The sequence below is a fragment of the Cohnella hongkongensis genome (assembly GCF_042654645.1).
Classification (GTDB): Bacteria; Bacillota; Bacilli; order Paenibacillales; family Paenibacillaceae; genus Cohnella; species Cohnella hongkongensis.
Window position 1 is genome coordinate 1 of sequence record NZ_JBHSEP010000035.1, and the last position, 15,962, is coordinate 15,962.

Annotated in this window: 14 protein-coding genes; 6 read left to right on the forward strand and 8 right to left on the reverse strand. The window is 41.9% G+C overall.

What is annotated here, in order from left to right; translation table 11 throughout:
* The first annotated feature begins 199 nt into the window (after positions 1-199).
* The 3 genes from ACFO3S_RS27265 to ACFO3S_RS27275 all read left to right on the forward strand — a co-directional run bounded on the left by ACFO3S_RS27265 (position 200) and on the right by ACFO3S_RS27275 (position 2,983).
* Positions 200-382: a hypothetical protein gene (locus ACFO3S_RS27265; RefSeq protein WP_378102790.1), complete on the forward strand. Its 183-nt coding sequence runs from the start codon at positions 200-202 to the stop codon at positions 380-382.
* A gap of 442 nt (positions 383-824) precedes the next feature.
* Positions 825-1,925: a DNA sulfur modification protein DndB gene (locus tag ACFO3S_RS27270; protein ID WP_378102792.1), complete on the forward strand. Its 1,101-nt coding sequence runs from the start codon at positions 825-827 to the stop codon at positions 1,923-1,925.
* A complete protein-coding gene (locus ACFO3S_RS27275; RefSeq protein ID WP_378102795.1) occupies positions 1,922-2,983 on the forward strand; it encodes a DNA sulfur modification protein DndB in 1,062 nt (353 codons plus the stop codon). The genes ACFO3S_RS27270 and ACFO3S_RS27275 overlap by 4 nt, the downstream gene beginning before the upstream one ends.
* Before the next feature lie 107 nt (positions 2,984-3,090).
* On the opposite strand, the gene ACFO3S_RS27280 is transcribed toward ACFO3S_RS27275, so the two are convergent.
* Positions 3,091-3,723: a hypothetical protein gene (locus ACFO3S_RS27280; protein WP_378102798.1), complete on the reverse strand. Its 633-nt coding sequence runs from the start codon at positions 3,721-3,723 to the stop codon at positions 3,091-3,093.
* A gap of 167 nt (positions 3,724-3,890) precedes the next feature.
* On the opposite strand from ACFO3S_RS27280, the gene ACFO3S_RS27285 reads away from it, so the two are divergent.
* Positions 3,891-4,487, forward strand: a complete 597-nt coding sequence (locus tag ACFO3S_RS27285; RefSeq protein ID WP_378102801.1) for a GIY-YIG nuclease family protein — start codon at positions 3,891-3,893, stop codon at positions 4,485-4,487.
* Positions 4,488-4,542: 55 nt separating this feature from the next.
* A complete protein-coding gene (locus ACFO3S_RS27290; RefSeq protein WP_378102804.1) occupies positions 4,543-4,764 on the forward strand; it encodes a hypothetical protein in 222 nt (73 codons plus the stop codon).
* Between the two features lie 95 nt (positions 4,765-4,859).
* Here the strand turns inward: ACFO3S_RS27290 and ACFO3S_RS27295 are convergent, their stop codons facing one another.
* The 6 genes from ACFO3S_RS27295 to ACFO3S_RS27320 all read right to left on the reverse strand — a co-directional run bounded on the left by ACFO3S_RS27295 (position 4,860) and on the right by ACFO3S_RS27320 (position 14,031).
* Entirely contained in the window at positions 4,860-6,488 is a 1,629-nt protein-coding gene (locus ACFO3S_RS27295; RefSeq protein ID WP_378102806.1) for a recombinase family protein, read from the reverse strand.
* A 16-nt stretch (positions 6,489-6,504) separates the two neighbouring features.
* A complete protein-coding gene (locus ACFO3S_RS27300) occupies positions 6,505-8,046 on the reverse strand; it encodes a recombinase family protein (RefSeq protein ID WP_378102809.1) in 1,542 nt (513 codons plus the stop codon).
* Positions 8,047-8,742: 696 nt separating this feature from the next.
* Complete coding sequence (locus tag ACFO3S_RS27305; protein ID WP_378102811.1) at positions 8,743-11,265, reverse strand: phage NrS-1 polymerase family protein; 2,523 nt, start codon at positions 11,263-11,265, stop codon at positions 8,743-8,745.
* Between the two features lie 1,726 nt (positions 11,266-12,991).
* Positions 12,992-13,459: a DUF2628 domain-containing protein gene (locus tag ACFO3S_RS27310; RefSeq protein ID WP_378102814.1), complete on the reverse strand. Its 468-nt coding sequence runs from the start codon at positions 13,457-13,459 to the stop codon at positions 12,992-12,994.
* Positions 13,460-13,578: 119 nt separating this feature from the next.
* Positions 13,579-13,839 (reverse strand): hypothetical protein, encoded by a 261-nt coding sequence (locus ACFO3S_RS27315; RefSeq protein WP_378102817.1) that lies wholly within the window; start codon positions 13,837-13,839, stop codon positions 13,579-13,581.
* A gap of 18 nt (positions 13,840-13,857) precedes the next feature.
* Positions 13,858-14,031, reverse strand: coding sequence for a hypothetical protein (locus ACFO3S_RS27320; protein ID WP_378102819.1), 174 nt, complete (start codon positions 14,029-14,031; stop codon positions 13,858-13,860).
* Positions 14,032-14,184: 153 nt separating this feature from the next.
* Here ACFO3S_RS27320 and ACFO3S_RS27325 point away from each other — a divergent pair, with 153 nt between their 5' ends.
* Complete coding sequence (locus ACFO3S_RS27325) at positions 14,185-14,535, forward strand: helix-turn-helix domain-containing protein (RefSeq protein ID WP_378102822.1); 351 nt, start codon at positions 14,185-14,187, stop codon at positions 14,533-14,535.
* Between the two features lie 1,321 nt (positions 14,536-15,856).
* On the opposite strand, the gene ACFO3S_RS27330 is transcribed toward ACFO3S_RS27325, so the two are convergent.
* On the reverse strand, positions 15,857-15,962 hold a 106-nt coding region (locus tag ACFO3S_RS27330), incomplete at its 5' end, for an IS3 family transposase (protein WP_378102825.1).

A 15,962-nucleotide genomic window follows, 5' to 3' on the forward strand; every position in this document is an offset into this window, starting at 1 on the left:
CTTAATCTGACTGCTTCTTCTTTGAATGCTTTGTCGTACCGTTTCATTGTCTCCCGTCCCCTCGTTAGCTTTCATTTTATTTCATATGAGGGTGTTTTTCGACTGCATTTTTATCGTAGCACTCCAATTAAGGGAACGTGTCAGTCGCGCATGGCGTGTAAATCCTGATCGGCTTTATAATCAAGGAGAAGCTGCAGCAGTGTATAGAGGCGAAATTCTTGAAGTTTATAATGTCAAAAGCTATGGCAGGGACAAACTGGAGCCCAATAGGGTTGCATTTGATTTAGAAGAAAAAGATAGCCCACTAAAAGGACGTAAAATTTCATACCCTACGGCCAATCCTTGTACTATTGTTGATCCGAATGATCTTGTGTTTGTTTAAATCACAAAGGTAATCATTCCAAGTGGTGTTGGGGCTTTCCTGTCTAAAAGGAAAGCCCTTTCCGCTATGTTGTCAGTGGAAGAGGCAACGGTTAAAAATGTTGTTTCTAAGTCTGCGGACCTGACAACAAGCTCTCCACCGACAGCATGACCTATCCGCCACGAACTTCCGATTTATAGTATGCATTGCATTACGTTGTAAACAAACTATTTGTTATAGGAATTCAGAGGCAATCGAGTATACAAACTAACTCCTAGTTAGTGATTATATCCATAACAATAACCATAAAAAGGCGCTCCGACCTATGGATTATAACGTGGGGAGGCTAAATGAGAAACTACAAAGTAGTAACCTGTAAACAGACACGAGCAAATAGTGTGTGGTAAAATTTGTATGGACATTGTATACTGATAAAAGACACAGAAAGATCGGAGGAGCGAAAATGGATTTATCAGGATTTTCTAAAAGAGTAAATCAAATTGTGTTAAAAGCTATTGGCGGAACACAATTTAATCAAAGGGTTGTTTCGGTGCAGTGTACAGTGAACGATATACTAAAATTTTTAGAGATAGATCGAGAAGTACAAAGGGATATAGATACCGAACGTGTAGCTTCGATTAGCAAATACATACAATATGGGCTAAATGGAAATGATATATATTTTTCCCCACTCATTTTTTCGGCTCGAGGCCAAGGCGAATTTGACAATGAAAAACTTGAGTATCATTTAAATATGAATGATCGACTAGTTATTTTAGATGGGCAACATAGGATAAAGGCCTTTGAATTGCTAAAGCACAGGTTAGAGGCGATGATTGAACAAAATAAAAATGACAAAAAAATAAACGAGACCTACTACTCACTTCTTAGTTTCCCCCTGACAGTACAAATTTTCCTAGACTTAAATATCAATAAGGAACGACAACTCTTCACTGACGTCAACACAAAATCTTCTGCTGTAAATAACACCTTATTAGTAATGTACAAAAAAGGTGACCTTTATGGTGATCTAGTAAGAGAAATTGTTCAGTCTCATCCAACAATCAATCCTGATGAGTTTGAATGTAGGGCAAAAACAACAAGGACAAAACTCGCAACCGCAGCAACGTTATATGTTCTTGCACAAGCACTAAATGAAGGGACGTACCATAGAAAACAAAACACTAAGATTAATGCGGAGAATTATATAGCGTTTAAAAAAAAGACAGAGACGTTCCTGACATTATTAAAGAAATACACACCAAATGACGCCCTCGATAGAGATAAGTATGTGGTATACGCTTCAAACGTATTAGTAGCAATTGCTAAATTCATTCACGACACATTAAATAAATACCCAAACACAACAATGGAGGATATCTTTAAAAGAACAATATACTCAGTTGATTGGAGCCACAGGAATAATGACTTCAAAAAACTAGCAGCTAAATTTAACAATCAGACCAAGAAATACAACTTCGGATCTATTGGTAGAATCGTTAGAACGTTCTCACAATATCTTAGTGATAAATATGAGGCAAAGGAGGAACAACTACAATCATGACAAAGATAATTGTAAAAGGAAGCATAGATACTATAAATGCAACAAAAACAAAAGGATTAATGTCTTCACAACTAGTAGTTAAGGACATTCTAAAAGTTTATAAAGTTGAAAAATTAGTTAACCGTGATTTAGCATATAATCGACTTCCTAGTTTATTGAAATACTTTGAAAAAGCGGATTCAGAAATAGGTATTTACCTACCAGCTCTAGTCTTTTCCTTTAGGGGTGACCCTACTGAGTTATATGATTCCAAGAATGAGCAACTCGTACTCGATGGAACATGCAAAATGGTCGTATTAGATGGACAACATAGAATTAAGGCAATGGAAAAGTATGCCGAGAAAATAAAAGACGAAAGTCAAAGAGAGAGTTTTTTGATGAATAGTTTAACTGTTCAAATATATTTTGGATTAAGCGAAGAAGATGAACGGAAACTTTTCACAGATATAAATTCAAACGCAAAGCGAGTATCCATGTCATTAATTACACAATACGATTCAAGAGATATAACAAATTTATTGATGCAGGAGATTTATCGAACGACTCCCGCATTGAAAATAGCAGAGATCGAATTGAATAAAAGTAAAGTGATTAGACCAGGTAATGTTGCGTTTTCAACAGGAGTACGACTTAAAACTTTTATCAATTTGATGTTGTTTGGGAAGAAAACACTTGCAAAAAGAGAAGAGCAAGTATTGGTTTCTCAGTACGATGAAGTAGTTAGTTTCTTGAATAAATTTTTCCCAGTATTTTTCGGCGTATTGCCAAAGACACCGGGGGATGTATTGAAATATGTGCTTGGGCATGAGCCAATCCAAAATGCAATTGCCACATACTTGCATGAGTCAATCATGATCTATAGTCCTTCCGAGGGATTGGCTTGGATAGATCAGTGGGAAGAAGAGGTTGATCAACTTGATCTAGTTGATTGGCATGTTAAAAATGTAGACTGGAATAAATGGGCTATAACAGTTAATCCTGTAAAAGGCAGTTATAAGGGGTTCTTAGAAACAGTCACTCCCGAGTTGAAAAATTATATTAGTGAAAAGATAGGGTAAAAATTTGATACGCCCTAGCTGAATGAACTTAAGGAGAATGACTACTATGGCGTTCTCCTTTAATAATAAAAGAGCCAATAAGTAGTTAGCCGAACTAATTCCACTCCCTACTCATAAAAAGACCCTCGTGTTTCCATCTGAGCATAAGCCTCTCCTAAACCAATAGACACATAATACTCTCGAGTTACTTGTTCCATCCGTTCCAAGACTGCCGCATGTTGCTCCTCCGGGATAAATTCAAGGAGGACAGCTACGATTGCATTTTCCCGTGCCGCTTCACGTAGCTTGATTTCCTCTATTCCATAGACCGTGTAGCCGCCATGCGCACCATTCGTGATCTTATACTTTAACTGGATTGCTGCTATAGCGGTAGCAGGGGAAATCTCGTCAGTATGAGTTAACGTTTCGAAGCCCTTCTGAATTACCTCATCCAAAAGCTCGAGATCGTGCTTCACTTTATTCACGGTCATGTGAGCTGCTTTACGTTCTTCTTTCGTAAGATTATTTGCGATACGATTTCCTTTGGACTTGCCAGAGCGAAGCTTATCCGCCTGAATTTCACCTATAATCGCGGCTCTACGCTTCTTCGCATACTCATACATTGTAGGAACTGAGATATCGAAGCCATTTTCCTTACACCAAGCTGCACATTTATTTGGACTTTCTCCGTCGTCCAACATCTTATCCAAGAATGGCCTTCTCGGCCACGCTAATAGCTGTTTCTGTTTGCCTGCGGCCATGTAATCAACTCCCTTTGCATAAATACAACTATAATATCTTTAATTAGTGCCTTTTCGTAATCTCAGAATATAAAATATGTAGAGATTTTGATTAGACCCCCTGATGACATGCTCATCCATGTTATTATTGAGTTAATAAGGAGTTATATGAGATTAGGAGGAAAACGATGAGGTTGTTTACGGAAGATCGAGAACTAATATTTCAAGAAGTACGCCTAGTGTTTAGTGGTGAGGCTTATTCAGATGTGTTTGCACATAAGAATAATAAAACGGTATTAGAAACAATAAGCCACAAAAGATACATAAAACATAAACAGGCCATAAATAGCAGATACACGAATTATTTAAATACTGGTTTAGGAGTATTCTTGAAAGATCTAAAGAATTCTGGTGATATGTATTACAAAGAATTCTTAAATAAGAATGGAGACAAGCTCTACTCGAATTTTTATATTGAGGATGAAGGGATTAAAAAGTCGAAAGGTCTATATTTGTACAGCATTGATGGGCAAGTAAAGTACATTGGGAGGTGTAAAGATTCATTTGGTAAGAGAATAAATGCTGGTTACGGAAAAATACATCCGAAAAATTGCTATATAGATGGACAGTCAACAAATTGCCATTTGAATAATCTTGTAACATCAAATAAGGCAAGTACAAGCTTTTACGTGTGTAAATTAGAGGATAACAATGAGATAACTGAGCTTGAGGCAGAGTTAATTAGAAAATACCAACCTGAGTGGAACATTAGTCTCAAAATGTAAGTGTGGCTATCACTTAGTGGCTTAAGAGAAGTTCTGGACATGGGGGAGTATTGGCGTGAAGAAATCATTAAAAAGAAGTATGGAAAAGCGATTACAAAGAATAGAAAGACGCCAGACTGCATTTCTAGACCCCAGCGGGAGAAGTGAAGCTGATATTTTGCGTGACTTAATCGTTAATGGACATTTTGTAACTCCTAAAAAGGGTGAATTGGGTCATGAAAAAACTGGGGGAGGCTCCCCCAGTAATATTATAAATTTTCCGAATAACAAGAGGTAAATCCATTATCGCAATTGTTATACAGATAGGCACTATTCAAGGTACTCCTCCAATTATTAATAAAGTGCTGATTATTTAGGGAAGACTTCGTTAACCTAGATAACAATTTCGATTTTTTCCCGTTTCGGCTGGGGAGTTTTGGATGTTACCGCAACAGGATGTGAAAAGAAGTAAGAGTCTGCATTTTCATCGAAGCTCAATTCAATCGACTCTATTTTCTTACTAGTGCTTACCGTAATTCGCTTAATGAAAAGATGCATCAATGTTTTTCGTTGCTCGAATGGTGCTGTAGTAATTATCTGATTGAATCCATGAATCAACTCGCGGACTTGCTCGAAGGATACAAGGGACGTATTTCCATCGGTTAGTTCCAGTTCTAGTCGATTCTTCTCCGCTTGAAGCTTATTTAGTTCGGTCTGAATCTCTTGCATACGTCCAGAAAATAACGTTTTGTCCACGTTTTCATGCTCGAATAAATCGAGATACCGACGCTTTTTGCTCTCAGCCTGTTCTAATTGGCTTCTAATGTGTTCTAATTCCGCTTGGAGCGGTGATGTTCGGGTAGCGAGTCGGTGGTTCATTTTGTCTACGAGGGCCTTTAGAATGCGATCTTTTGACAGTACCCGAGTTAACCGATTCATGACTTCCTCTTCGGCTTCGTGCTTTCGAATACTATTGGCTGAGCACACGCTGCTTCCTTTACTCCGAAAGGCTCCACACGAGTAATACAGACGATTTATGTATTCTCCGGTCTTCGATTTGCTTCGGGTACGGCTGGCGACCATAGCCGCGCCACACTTCGGACAGCGAATCAGCCCGGACAGCAGGAACTCCCCGTCAAAGATGCGAGACGGCGTAAAGGATTTCTTCTTGAGGAGGAATTGGACTTTCTCCCATAACTCATCGTGAATAATGGCTTCATGTTTCCCATCGGCGATGATCGGCTCCGCACTCTTGCCTCGCCTTCGCTTGTTACTCCAATTCTCATAACGGTTGTAGCGAATTTTACCGTTGTAGAACGGGTTGTTCAGGATTTCCTTTATAGCTGTCATGGAGAAGTTGTTACCGGTCTTCGTCTTGTAGCCGCCATAGTTTAGCTCATTCGCAATGCTCTTTAATCCACGGCCAGCGGCGTAAAGCTCGAAAATCTTTCGGGCAACAATCGCTTCGGCTTCTACAATGATAACCTTTGAGCGCCCCGCAGGGTCGCTGGGGTCAGCGATGGCCTGATACCCCAGCGGCAGCTTACCGTTATGCTTTCCTGTCTTGGCGCGTTGTTTCATGCCCATTTTGACGTTTTCTACGATGGTTTTACGCTCCAACTCTCCTATGCCGCTTATCATTTGTAATATAAATTGACCAATGGGCGTCTCTGTTTCAAAGTTCTCCGAACATGAGCGAAAATGAATGTCCTTGTCTTTGAAATCCTCAATCATATTTAGAAAATCCACCGTATTTCTGGCTAGCCGACTGATTTTCCAAACAAGAACCATTTGGAACAAGTTTTTATTCGCGTCTCTCAATAATCGCTGTAAAGCCAAGCGTTCCCCAATACTCTTTCCACTGAATCCAGCGTCTACATATTCTTCATAGACATCCAGGCCATTCCTTTTGCAGTAATCACGTAACGTGTTGAGTTGAGCTTCAATACTATAGCCTTGCTCGGCTTGCTCCTCGGTACTTACACGCGCATAGATTGCAACTTTCATTTTGTTCATGGTCATGGTGAAAAAGCTCCCTTCAAATGGTTAGATGTTTGATCGCGGCAGTGCCTTGGATGTGCATTTCGGTCACATCGCGGTTCGGCGGAACATGGACGCTCTGGATAGACTCACGGAGTAATGCGTTACGTTTCCCCGCTTCGATGGAATGAAACGACTTGAGCAGTGACTTTAATGCGCGGCGCACTTCTTTCAGCGATACCGTGTTGTTTTCGAGTTTTGCGAGCTTCGCTTGTAGCTGGCGCTGGTTCTCGTTCAGCACTGCCGTAGCTTGTTTCAAGGATTCGAGTTGCTCCACAAGCTCCGTAAGCTCTATGTGCTCGCCTTCGAACAGTTCATAACAGCGTCGTTGCTGCTTTTCTAACTGTTTCAGCTTCATTGCTGCTTGTGCTAGCTGCTCACGTAATAGCGCTTCAGCTTCCCGGCTCCTGCGGTTAATCCGGCTGACGATCTCGTTTAAAAGGCGCTTGTTTGTGAGCATGTATTGGAAGCGGGAAAGCGCTTCTTCTTCTACAGGTGAAGCGGGAATTGCGTTCGCTTTACAAGCCGAGGGGCCTTTATTCCTGTACTCGCCACATACGTAGTAATGGTTCATGTGAACATTTCCGTTCTTCCGATACGCTTTCGTGTGCGCGGGGATCATGCTACCTCCGCACACCGGGCACTTCAACAAACCAGCCAGCGGATAGTGCCGGTTAATCTGCTTGGTCGGCGGACGGGAGCGCTGATTCAGCAGCGATTGAACTTCGTTCCACAGCTCCATGCTGATGATTGGCTCATGTGTGCCTTGCACAACCTGCTTCGAACGGTCGCTGGAAGCTCCAGTGAACTTCTCGTGGGTGGTGTACTGAATGAGACCAATGTAATTCACGTTGGTGAGAATTCCGCGAACAGCCGCGATACTGAACGGTTTATTGCGCTTCGTCGTGTATCCAGCCTCGTTTAAATGGGTCGTAATGGCTTTAAACCCTTTTCCCATCCGATACTGCTCGAAGATTAATTGCACCAATCTTGCCTCATGCGGAATCAATCTAACGTGCGGCTCCGCATCGCATCTCGTTACCCATTCGTACCCGAGAACGTTATTGCCGCTGTTCCAGTTTCCCGCCGCGCTTCGTTTCTGCATTCCAAGGCGTGTGTTTTGGGCAATTTGCTCTCGCTCCATTTGGGCGGTAGCTCCAAGCATTTGTAAGGCGAAGTTTCCTTGAGCGGTGCTGGCGTCGAATTGCTCGGTCAGGCTCATATATCCGATATTGTGCTGTTTGAACAATTCCAACATCTTGAGCTGATCTGCCAAGTTCCTCGCTAAGCGATTTAATTTCCATGTGATGACGGTATGGAAGCGGCCTTGCTTTGCGTCCGCTAGCAGTTCGAGCATTGCGGGTCTTCCATCTATGGACTTACCGGAATACCCATCGTCCACGTACTCCCGGTAGATGGATAGATTATGTTCAGCGGCATAAGAGCGTAGCTCTTCAAGCTGTCCGGAGATGCTGTAGCCTTTTACTTGTTCTTCCGATGATACACGGACGTAAAGTGCAATTAGGTTCGTAGTAATCACTCCTATAAGGTAATAAATGTAAATTTATCATATTACCTTCCATTAATGTCGATCAAACGTCATTTAGGCTGAATAAAGCCAATTTGTCATGTGATAAGTACAATCAGTCAATCTTTCGCTTTGGCAGACGACGTTTTAAAGTTGCTTAAGTTATCACGATTATCTATTGACTTCAGGTGTGGGACTAACAAGTCTATGAGTAGATCGAGGACGTCGTTTAACTGGCGTTCAGAATCATTCACGGAGAACACCTCTTTTCTAATTGATGAAAGCCTGCAACGTTTTTCTTCCCCTTGTTGAGGGTGGGTTTTGCAGCTTTATCCTAAATAAAGCGCTCCATTCAAACTGCGCTCCTGATTCATTCATGAAATCGTAAAATAAAGGTATCTATTTTTAAGGTATTTAAGATGGGATTATATAGTCAGAAGTTAACCACGCGGAGTGGAGAAGATGAGGCGAAGAAATTAGAAGCGGTTTAAAGCTAAATTCGGATTATCCAACTAATAATATAGCTGAAGTTCGGAGGGGCGGAATTAGGGGATCACAACTCGTGGGTCGCTTTATCTGAGCAACCAATACCTAAATTCCAAAATTCGTTGATTACGCTCAAATCAATAAAGGATATTTAGGTAATTAAAGAAGAGGTGTACGAGGGACAGCAAAAGGACACGTACTGAGCACGTGCCCTTCTACCTCTTACATCGTCGAGATATTTGTTGCTTTTGGACTTAATGCAAAGTAAACAGCATCTCGTCCTGCTCCGTGGCGCTCTACTCTGTGCGAGAGTAAATAGCCACGATCTTCAAGTTCTTTTAGGTCCTTCTCCATATGCCGTACCTTCTTGTACCATTTTCGTTTAAGGAGGTTCCAAATTTTCGACCTAGTGTGCCACTTTATTGATGTTTCGTGGCCTTGGGCCTTCTTAAGTGCTTGTAGAATCATTTTTTGTTTTTCAGTGTGGACACTTTCAGTAGCCTTCCCGAAGGCTTTAATCATGTGTGCGAAAAAATATTCTAACAACCGAGACGCCGCCTCTACCGTCGAAGCGGATACTTCCTCAGGTAATTCATCCTTATCTGCATGTTCCGCCATGTGGAGTAAGCCGGCAATTCTCATCAGTTGACCAGCCAGTTTTCCAGCCCAAAACTGCATATCGCTTGTGAGATCACTTTGTTCTGGGTCTAACCGTGGCTCAATCTTCTTGAATACTTGATCATAAACCAATTTAGCTTCTTCAGATAAGTGTAAAATCTGTGTAGGCTCCTCCTCATTGTATTGTTCTCCCTGGACAGCGTTCATGACCAATTCAACTAATTTTTTTGATGATGCGTTATTTTCCACTGGAACAGTTGGTTTTCGTGTAAGTAAGTTTTTCATATTGGCGTTATACTTCTCTCTAATCGATCGAGGGACAGGCGTGCTTCTCGGCACTCTAGTTCCCATGGGAGAATTCGGGACAGCATAGAGAAAACGTGCGAGTAAACCACGCCCTGCTAACGCGCTCTCGGATAATATGCGATGAAGGTGATCGTTCTGCACTGTTAATCCGACAGATATCGTAGCTGTTTTTAGATAGATCGAACCTCCATTTTTTCGGTCGTAAGCATAGTCCTCGCTGCTGTGCCCTTTAAGGAAAATATCTACATTTGTTTTACTGCCTGAGTAAAGGCCAGCTATGATATCCAACACACCGCCTTCAGGACTCAGAACACCCATTCGGTTATGATTAACAGACATGTCCGTAATCAACTTCTCGGCAGTTATATCCTGTTTGACGAGCTGGGGTGGAAACAGTTCTTTCGTGCTATCCAACTTCCTTTGAATTTCCACTAGTCGGGATTGGTCGCTTAAAGTTCCTTTCTTAAGCTCCTTCAACGCATTGGAGTATTCTGCCTTTAAAGTATCGATTTCAACTTTGCGTTGTGCTATGGCCTCAGACATTTCCTCTCGTAGTTCAGCTTCATATGCCTGAATGGGAGCTATTACTTCGCTGAACACCGCTGATTTTCGACTTGCCGGGGGTAAAGCTACAATAGCATAGAGGCAAAGCGGCTCTACATAACCATCATAGACCTCCAGTTTAAAACGCCGCTGCACAGCTACAGAGATAGAGACCAGCGCCATCATAGCAGCCAGATCAACAGGTGTTTGTGAGAAGATTGCTAAAGCTTTAACGTAATCGCGCAACCAATCTGGGAAGATATTCACCGGAAACTCGGGTGCAGCGAAGTCCTCAAAAGGGGCTATTTCGGGATATTCCTCGGCATCTTCGTTATCGATAGGGGCATTAGATAGTTTATTGCTCCTAAGGATATGTTGTTTATATCCGGAATATTTTTCGATTTGCATATCTAAAGCGTTTGTAATGACCTTATCTCTATAGTCGGCACGATTTCCCCATTTCTCCCGCTTGCCTAACGCACTATTATCCATGATCCTTTCTATTTGCTCTGAGTCATCGGTGTAGAAAGCAAGTTTAAAAGCAAGGGCAGAGTCCGCTTCGCTCTGGCTAGGATATTTGGGGGTAAGAACTTTACTCCATCCCTGCTGATACAACTGCTTCCATTTAGCCCCTTTCGGCTCTCGGAATAGCTTTTCAAGGATTTCGGCATCCGTCAGCGCGTTTAGCTGACCTTCTCCCTGTTTCACGACAAGCGGTTTAGAAGAATGGCCACGCTCGGCTGGCTCAGGGAACAACTGCTTATACAGCGAGTTCAACTCGCTTTGCCGCTCCATGACTTCCTTCGGCTCCCCTACAACGTCGCCAGTGACCACGAAGAAGCGCTTGGAATCGTACATTTCGATTTTGTCTTTTCGACTTCTTTTACCGGGAATCTTTCCTTTCACGATAATGTGGAAGCCTGTACCCGACACGCTAAATTCTGTATAAGAATCCATGTTGGTAATAATCTCCTCCGCCCGAGCATCGATGGCGCCAGTGTCCGGGTCAATGCATTTATCCAGATCAATGCCGGTTAGCCCGCCTCCTTCCTTGAAGACGAAGCCAATACCGTCGAATCGCCCAGCTTGGCTACTAAGAAGCACATCAATTGCCTGTTGGAAGCTCATTTGATTTTGAACGTCATGTGGATCGGAAGGAACACCGTAGATATTACAAGGCACTTTAGCCGGTTTCTTTTCACCCTCTACGAATTTCCATAAAACCCATTGGTCAAGCTCTTTCAGACTCGTGGGGATGTTGTTGTAGTCGAAATTCATTGAGAACACAACCTTTCTTTCTGGTATGAGATTGCGAAATAAATAATTGAACAGCGGCTAGCCTTACAGCAACGACGAACATGGGCCCGCTGCCAGCGTTTTTCCTGTAACAACCACTTCAGTCAACGCGCGTAAACCAAAAAAATAGGCGGGTTTAAGCAGGTGGTGAGGGGTAGACCTCATAGCGCTCCTCCTTTCGGCTTTTACTGTGAATAAAGGGGGCGGGGCTGAAGTTTACACAGCAAAATCACATGCGGACGGTGATCAAATTTTCTTATCAGGTGGAGGCGGGGGAGAGCCAAGCACGTGTGGAACGATTCTCTATCAAGGAATTGGGAATTATGGAATTATGGCCTTCAAAGCGCCTGTCGTCCCGCTCCTAAGTAGGGGAGGTTAGAATTAAATTCAGGGGAATTTCGGCAGAGGCTGCTCGAAATTAGGGCGAGGCGTTTCATCTGGGAATGTTCATGCCGCGTGTTTCACATGGGAAATATGCATATTGGAGCAAAATTGAGAATCCATCGAAAGCAAAAAGCCCCACCAGCGATAACCGGGACGTTAATCGTCCATTGTATCGCAAGTGGGGCAGGGGAGAGATATGGAGACAGGGCGGGTAGGTGTGGCATACTGCCATTCTCATCTATCGACAAGTAATTGCTTTAGTGGAGTCGGGAACGGGGCTGCTGAATTGAATTTTAACAGCGTAGCCCATATAGCTAACGAGACAGAAGAGAGAACCGCGTATTTGAAACGTTCAAAGTGAACATGGAAGCGGGTTATAACGTGAAGTAGCCGAGGGAAGTTGGTGTGATTTATTGAATCCAGGTGTATTCAGAGAACAGCGCGGGGGCATTGCGTGACTATTACGTAAATTTGAAAAGACGAGCGTTAGCGAGTCACTCCGCGCGATAGCGCGGAGTGTAACCTTCACCATCCTTGAACTTCCCATAGAGCAAATCGCCCAGGGTTCTATGGGCATAGGATGCCCGCAAATATTAAGGTGGCTTTCACGTTCCTGCTTGTGACCTCCTCGCTTTGCTCGGAAGCCTTCGCTGCGCTTCGGCTCTTTTCATTCCTTCGGTTTTCTGGGAGAACATGTTATTCAAGTGAGGAACCCTCTTAGTTCTTAATATAGCGAGCACTTTTATTCGTTTTATTCGCCCACTCCCGACAGAAGTGTTGTTCTTGTAGACGATGGAGCGTTTCCATAAGAAACCTGTATTTCCCACATAAGAGCGCATGTCACGTTCTCCATAAAATCTGCTCATATGTCAGCCCTCCGACCGTATACTTATTCGGTTTTTCGCAAGAAATATACCATCCCATACCAGTAGGTTATCAATTTGTGCGGTATTGATCGAAAATTTCTATCAATTATTGGAGGAATTAGATTAAAACTTAGTTGGAAACGATGAAGTTGATAACCAGTAAGGCCTTATAGGTTATTCACCTCTGAACACTTAACTAGTGTAGAAGGTGCTCAATGGAAGTGGGATGTAACTACGAGTGGCCCGAGGGAAGCTGGTGTGATTAATTAAATCCAGAATTGATACGAGTTGTTTTTGTTAGCCAGCATAAGAAGAAGCCCCTGTATCGCTAAATTGGTGAATAAACGACGAGAATTGGCTCATAGGGGCTTTACGGAGGTTTCGTGGGTAGGGTTAACCAAACGCGAGGATTCGTGTGGGAGAGATAATTCAAACACCCCATAAACATTTCTTTGAGTTTATTGAATCAAGTTTACATAGACCAAGGTTAAACAAAGAGGAACTACGAAGTATACCGTGTAAGGAATGAAAAAATTGAATCCGCCGACCTTACGAATATGGTATTCCTGTAGTTTTTGATCATCTTTATTATCTTTGATAATCTTTTCGATTTTCTTCTCAGCGTGCCGAAGGTAGATGTTGTTAATAAAAAAGGCAAGCGGGACGTTAAGTAAAAGCATAAACACCAATCTAAACTCTAATGTGCTTAAATTCAAACTTGAAGTTACGACTAGCATAAACACGTTTGCGACTAAGAAGATGATAAATGCAAGGTACATCTTGCGGTAAAGCAGGAAAATGCCTCCGAGCCAGAAAGCTCCCCAATTCCATTTTGAGTTTTTGTTCCACGCTTCGATGTAATAATCATTGCTGGCGAAATTCCGTAAGTGCTCCTCTGTTACGATAGGATTTTTAATGTAACTCAAAGGTATACGCTCCCCTCTATTGCCGGATATCCAATACTATTCGACCTAAATAAGTTTAAAACCAATATTCTGTGCACACCTGCCACCCTATGTTCGATTCAGTGTGAATTTACACAGCATTATTTTTTTATGAATTCCTGTGCCTTTTCCAAGGCATCTATGGCATTTGTAGCTTCGTCCTCTGTTAGATGAAACCCTTTGCCCTCTCTCCAAGGTTTATCCATGGATTCCCTCCACCATTTTTGAAACGCTATGTACCGCTTTCCGCCCTTTTCGATAATTAGGGTTTTTATGGATTGAGTGCTTGATATCTCCCTGTCCGCTACAATATTGATTAGGCGAATGGTTTCATCCGCAAAAATTAATTTATCGTTGTCCATTTGATTGTTACCCTCCCGCTACTCTTCAAGAAGATGTATCAGGTCTTTTTTTACAATCGAAAAGCCCCGCTTCTCCCAGTGTTTCACAAACTTTTCTGTGCATTTGATTTCTATGCCAGAGGTGCCATTGCGCATTATAAATCCTTCTCGTTCTTTTGAAAGCTCATCAAACACGGTTATTTTCTCGTTCATGATTTAGTTCTCCTTTTGTCATGTAACATTTCTAAGTACAAGGATCGATGATTAAATAGTACTATTAAGTACTAAAATCATCAACTTTATTTTTAGTTGGATTGTCTGTAAGTGCATTAAGACCTCTTCTAACCTTGTAGTAGAGGTGGTTTTGTGAAATTATCGACTTTGGTCGGGGGAAGAATTAAGGCGTTGCGAAAAGCGAAGGGCTGGACCCAGGAGCAATTAGCAGAAGCATCATCACTTCATTATAGTTATATTGGTGGGGTGGAGCGTGGAGAACGCAATATTTCCCTGGATACACTTGAAAAAATTGTTGGAGCACTTCAAGTTCCACCTATGGAGTTATTTCGGATCGAGCTTGGAACTGATGCTGAAAGGGACCACCAGAAGGCCCTGGATGAGCTTATGACAATAATGGGAAGTAGGGACATCGAAGAGCTTGAGATGATTACGAAGATTAATCGAGATATCTTCAAGGCAATTGACGCTAAAAGAGGATGACGCATAAAAACGCCCCGGGGCTAACTTTTAAAGGTTAGACAGCCCTGGGGCGTTTAGTTTAGAAAACAGACAGTATTTTGACGTTAAGGATTTTCGATTCTGATTATGGATAAATTCAGAGCTTGTGTAAATTGATCTCCCGGAAGATGATGATTTTGAATCCAGTAATCGTAAAGATGACTTAACCCTGATTGATACGAAACTATGGGGATGCTATCAGGATGTGATGAGAGTTTATCGACGTTGTCTTTATAAATTGAATCATAGTATTGTAGGGCATCTTCCCAGGCTAACATTTTATCGACCTCCATTTGCCATTTGATTTGGTTTTACAAAGCAATCATAAGGAGATGAACGAATTAGAACAAATTTGATTCTCTTGAAGATTTGCAACAAAAAAATTGGATAAGGACTAAGTATCGGGTGAATAGTTGGGGATATCTCAAATTTATAAAGTATCTGGTGAATTTATCCATGTGGATCGTAATGCCAAAATTATGACAATATCAGCAGCCAATTGACAATATATGTGGTAAAATTGCCCTGTTGTATAGCGATTTTTAAGGGGCAAAGCAAGTTGGAAGCACTTAAGGGTTTATTGGGACTTATATTAATTGTATCAGTAGTCGGTTGGTGGCGGCCAGCCACGTTCGGTAATCGACTACCACGAAAATACTTTATTCTTTCAACAGTAGCTCTAATCCTGATAGTATCAATTCTTCCGAGAGGAAGTACGTCGTCATCTCAAACTACTTCCGGCTTGGATAAGATAACAATTGAAGAGAAACAAGCAGTAAAAAGTGAATCGAGTAGCAATCCAGAGGAAGAAAGAACAGAAACCAATTCGTTAAGTAGTGAAGAAAAAATTATTGAGGAGCCACAATTAGGTGGCCCTATCGAAAATTTTAAAGCCAAGTTTGGTACGCCGGACTCAAGGTATATGGATGCAATTGGCTATTATCAGGATGACATGTTAATAAACAGCGATGGTAAATATGTAATGGAGATATCTATGAGCTTTGTCGGGGAAACTTATTTAAAGAAAGAACCAGCTCTAGAGAAAATAACCCCTTACCTGCCAAGTGATGCCCAAAAAATCAAATCCAAATCAGATGGTCAGCGCATAGAAATACTATATAAGAGTGAAGCTGTTGCAGATGTTTTTTATGAGTGGTATGAGGCAAATAATAGTAAGGAACCCGGTCTAATACTATTGTCAGTCTCTGAGGGGGATCCAAAGGATGAATATAGGAACCGGGATGTGACTAGAGTTAGACTCGAATTAACGCATAAAAGTTTAGATTGGATTGTCAACAGTAAATCAGACAATTTTTTTAAGGGCTTCTTGTCGGTACTGAACAGGCGTCATATAGCCTAAGGTGCCATGGATGCGATGCTTGTTGAACCAATTCACATAGTCATCTAAT

What these genes read in the sequence shown, in the direction of transcription:
- ACFO3S_RS27270 (WP_378102792.1), top strand. Translation starts at nt 825, where the DNA reads ATGGATTTATCAGGATTTTCTAAAAGAGTAAATCAAATTGTGTTAAAA.
- ACFO3S_RS27275 (WP_378102795.1), top strand. Translation starts at nt 1,922, where the DNA reads ATGACAAAGATAATTGTAAAAGGAAGCATAGATACTATAAATGCAACA.
- ACFO3S_RS27280 (WP_378102798.1), bottom strand. Translation starts at nt 3,723, where the DNA reads ATGGCCGCAGGCAAACAGAAACAGCTATTAGCGTGGCCGAGAAGGCCA.
- ACFO3S_RS27285 (WP_378102801.1), top strand. Translation starts at nt 3,891, where the DNA reads ATGAGGTTGTTTACGGAAGATCGAGAACTAATATTTCAAGAAGTACGC.
- ACFO3S_RS27295 (WP_378102806.1), bottom strand. Translation starts at nt 6,488, where the DNA reads ATGACCATGAACAAAATGAAAGTTGCAATCTATGCGCGTGTAAGTACC.
- ACFO3S_RS27305 (WP_378102811.1), bottom strand. Translation starts at nt 11,265, where the DNA reads ATGAATTTCGACTACAACAACATCCCCACGAGTCTGAAAGAGCTTGAC.
- ACFO3S_RS27315 (WP_378102817.1), bottom strand. Translation starts at nt 13,839, where the DNA reads ATGGACAACGATAAATTAATTTTTGCGGATGAAACCATTCGCCTAATC.
- ACFO3S_RS27320 (WP_378102819.1), bottom strand. Translation starts at nt 14,031, where the DNA reads ATGAACGAGAAAATAACCGTGTTTGATGAGCTTTCAAAAGAACGAGAA.